We start from the raw sequence: 3027 nt of genomic DNA, 5'->3' as shown, positions 1-3027 counted from the left end.
TTAGGCATTTGCGAAACGCCATAAACCGCATTACCACACGGTTCTTACTTCTAAAAAACAAGACAACTCCTCACCGGTTTATGATAAAATTTAAGTACGACCCAAAATTTTAGCATATCAACCTTGAAAGGAGTTGTACTTATATGTTACCACATAAACAGCTTTCGTTGGCCGATATTTTGACAGATTGTCAATTAAAATTTGAGAACGATAAACCTGCTTTCTTGTCTTTGCTGGAACAACACATCAATCTTGATGAAATTATCCCTGCTTCTTTTCGTGATCATTTCTATGCATCAACGGGACGTTCCCGTAAATACCCTTTGCATGCTCTTCTCTGGGCTTTAATTATCCAGCGCATTTTTTCTATTCCTACGGATTCTTTGCTGTTGGTCTTTCTTCGTTATTCTAAGGATTTGCGTGATTTCTGTGGCTTTACGAAAGTGCCTGATGCTTCCAAAATCACTCGTTTTAAACAGGATTTCTTGTTTGACTTACAGGTGGTTTTTGATCGCCTTGTCGACCTCACTGAGCCTATCTGCCATACTATTGATCCTACAAAAGCAGCTATGACTATTTTTGATTCTTCAGGTATCGAGGCTTTTGTTACTGAAAATAATCCTAAATATGCGAACCGTATTATTAAACAACTCAAGACCTATGCTAAGGCTATGAATTTTAATAAAAGCTACGATCCTTATAAGGCTGCTTACAATACTATGCCTTCTTCTGCTAAATCGAATCCTCAAGTCAAACAGCTTTTCATCAATGGACATTTCTGTTATGTCTATAAGTTTGGACTTGTCACCAATGGTCTTGGTATTCCTAGAGCTATTGCTTTTTATAATAAGGATTTTTTTGATGCCCATCCTGATATTGTGTTGCATAAAAAATCGGATTCTCCTGATGAGGATAAGGTTGCACATGATGCTAAGCTTTTAATTCCTACTCTTAAAGACCTTTTTGCTAAGCATCCTTTGATTAATCCCAAAACGTTTATTGGTGATGCTGCTTTTGATTCAGTCCTAATTTACAAGGAGCTTCTCAAGGGTGATTTTGGTGAGGAAAGGTGTTTCTCACAAGCTTTCATTCCTCTCAACAAGCGTTCTACGATTAAAAACGATGACTACACGGTGAACGAAGATGGGATTCCTTGTTGTCCCTTCGATGATACTCTTCCTATGAAGTCAGAGGGTAGTTCTAAGCGTCAAAACGGTGTCTTACGTTTTAAGTTTTCCTGCCCAAAAGTGAAATGGACTAAAGGGAGCGATGGGAAGTACCGTCGTCACTGTTTTTGTGAGTCTCCTTGTACGGATTCACCGTCTGGACGAATGATTCATTTATATCCAGAAAAAGATTTGCGAACGTATCCAGGTACTCTACGTGGGACACCTGAATGGGACAATACTTACAAGATACGTGCTGTTGTGGAAAAATCCATCAACCACTTTAAGGATAACTTGTGTGTTGCCGGTCGAAAGACACGTGATGCGAAGACTCTGCATGCTGATTTGCTCTTAGCTGGTATTACTCAGTTAATAACAGTTGTTCTTGCAGATAAAATTCATTGTCATCAATACATTCGCAGCTTGAAGCCTCTGATTTCATAATTCGGAAACTGTTTTTTCCAGTCTCATAGGTTTATTTGCTATGCTCATTTTTACTCAAGCAGCAATGCCCGGAAGTGTTTACCAATCATTACCTACCATTTTGTCTTTTTTCTTAAGAGTTTCGCAATTACCTAATTATTAAATAAGCATATATTTATTCCCCAGTATCCGCAAAGCGCTTAATTCTTTCGCCGATTTCATCACGAACACGTTGGAATACAGCCCACTTTTCTTCCTCTGTTCCTACTGCCTTTGCAGGATCATCAAAGCCCCAATGATCACGTTTTACGTGTGGTGGTGTCAGAGGACATTTATCGGCAGCATCACCGCATAAAGTTACAACAAAGTCCGCATTATTTAGTGTTTCTGAATCAATAGTATCTGACGTTTGTTTTGATATATCAATACTTACTTCACTCATTGCCTTAACAGCATTAGGATTTAATCCGTGCGCCTCTATACCAGCACTTTTTACGTCCCAGTCATTACCTAGATATTTTTTTGCCCAACCTTCTGCCATTTGGCTTCTGCAAGAATTACCTGTACATAAGAAATAGATTGATTTTTTTGTCATAAGATTGCTCCTCCTTTTTTAAACATTTAGAAAAATAATAACGTTAAATATAGACCTAATAAAGTAATTAAAAGAATCGGAATTGTTAAAACAATACCTGTTTTAAAGTACGTACCCCATGAAATTTTGACCCCTTTCTGGGATAACACATGAAGCCACACTAAAGTTGCCAAAGAACCAATTGGTGTAATCTTCGGTCCTAAGTCTGAACCGACAACGTTGGCATAAACAAGTGCTTCCCTTAATACACCGGAAGTGTTTGTTTCAGCAATTGCTAAGGCGTCAATCATTACTGTTGGCATATTATTCATAACGGATGATAGGAAGGCTGCGAGGAAACCCATTCCAACTGTAGCGACAAATAATCCTTCATCAGCAACAGTCTGAATTATACTTGCTAGCGCAGATGTAAGCCATGCATTCCCTAATCCATATACCACTACATACATTCCGAGGGAAAAGAACACAATATCCCACGGTGCTCCTTTAATAGCTTTCTTAGTATTTACTGCAGAACTTTGTCTACCCATAATAATGAAGAATATAGCAATAATTCCTGCAATAATAGAAACAGGTATATTGATAAACTCGCTAGTAAAGTATCCAATTACTAATAAACCAAGGACATACCATGATAGACGAAACATTTTATAATCTTTAATTGCATCTTTAGGTTCACTTAATTTTGAAACATCGTAGGATTTTGGGATACTCTTTCTAAAATAAATCAGTAGCACTGAAATGGTTGCAACGAGTGAAAATAGGTTCGGTATAACCATTCGGGAAGCATACTCAACAAATCCGATACCAAAGAAGTCTGCAGACACAATATTTACTAAGTTA

At 37.7% G+C, this 3027-nt stretch carries 3 protein-coding genes; 1 reads left to right on the top strand and 2 read right to left on the bottom strand.

Annotation, left to right across the window (positions count from 1 at the left end):
* Positions 1-143: 143 nt before the first annotated feature.
* On the top strand, positions 144-1610 hold the full coding sequence (locus M0R38_13285) for a transposase (protein MCK9482709.1): 1467 nt from the start codon (positions 144-146) through the stop codon (positions 1608-1610).
* Positions 1611-1764: 154 nt separating this feature from the next.
* Here the strand turns inward: M0R38_13285 and arsC are convergent, their stop codons facing one another.
* Both arsC and arsB read right to left on the bottom strand, forming a co-directional pair.
* A complete protein-coding gene (arsC, locus tag M0R38_13280) occupies positions 1765-2184 on the bottom strand; it encodes an arsenate reductase (thioredoxin) (protein ID MCK9482708.1) in 420 nt (139 codons plus the stop codon).
* A gap of 26 nt (positions 2185-2210) precedes the next feature.
* Positions 2211-3027 (bottom strand): arsenite/antimonite efflux transporter (gene arsB / locus M0R38_13275; GenBank protein MCK9482707.1); only part of this gene is annotated, 817 nt, incomplete at its 5' end.

The organism is Bacteroidia bacterium, from assembly GCA_023228875.1.
GTDB lineage: Bacteria > Bacteroidota > Bacteroidia > NS11-12g > UBA955 > JALOAG01.
The sequence above is the reverse complement of the archived record's forward strand: the minus strand, read 5'-3'. Positions and strand labels throughout refer to the sequence as shown.

Bases quoted from the DNA above. Each gene is read 5' to 3' on its own strand.
- M0R38_13285 (MCK9482709.1), top strand. From the start codon at position 144: ATGTTACCACATAAACAGCTTTCGTTGGCCGATATTTTGACAGATTGT.
- arsC (MCK9482708.1), bottom strand. From the start codon at position 2,184: ATGACAAAAAAATCAATCTATTTCTTATGTACAGGTAATTCTTGCAGA.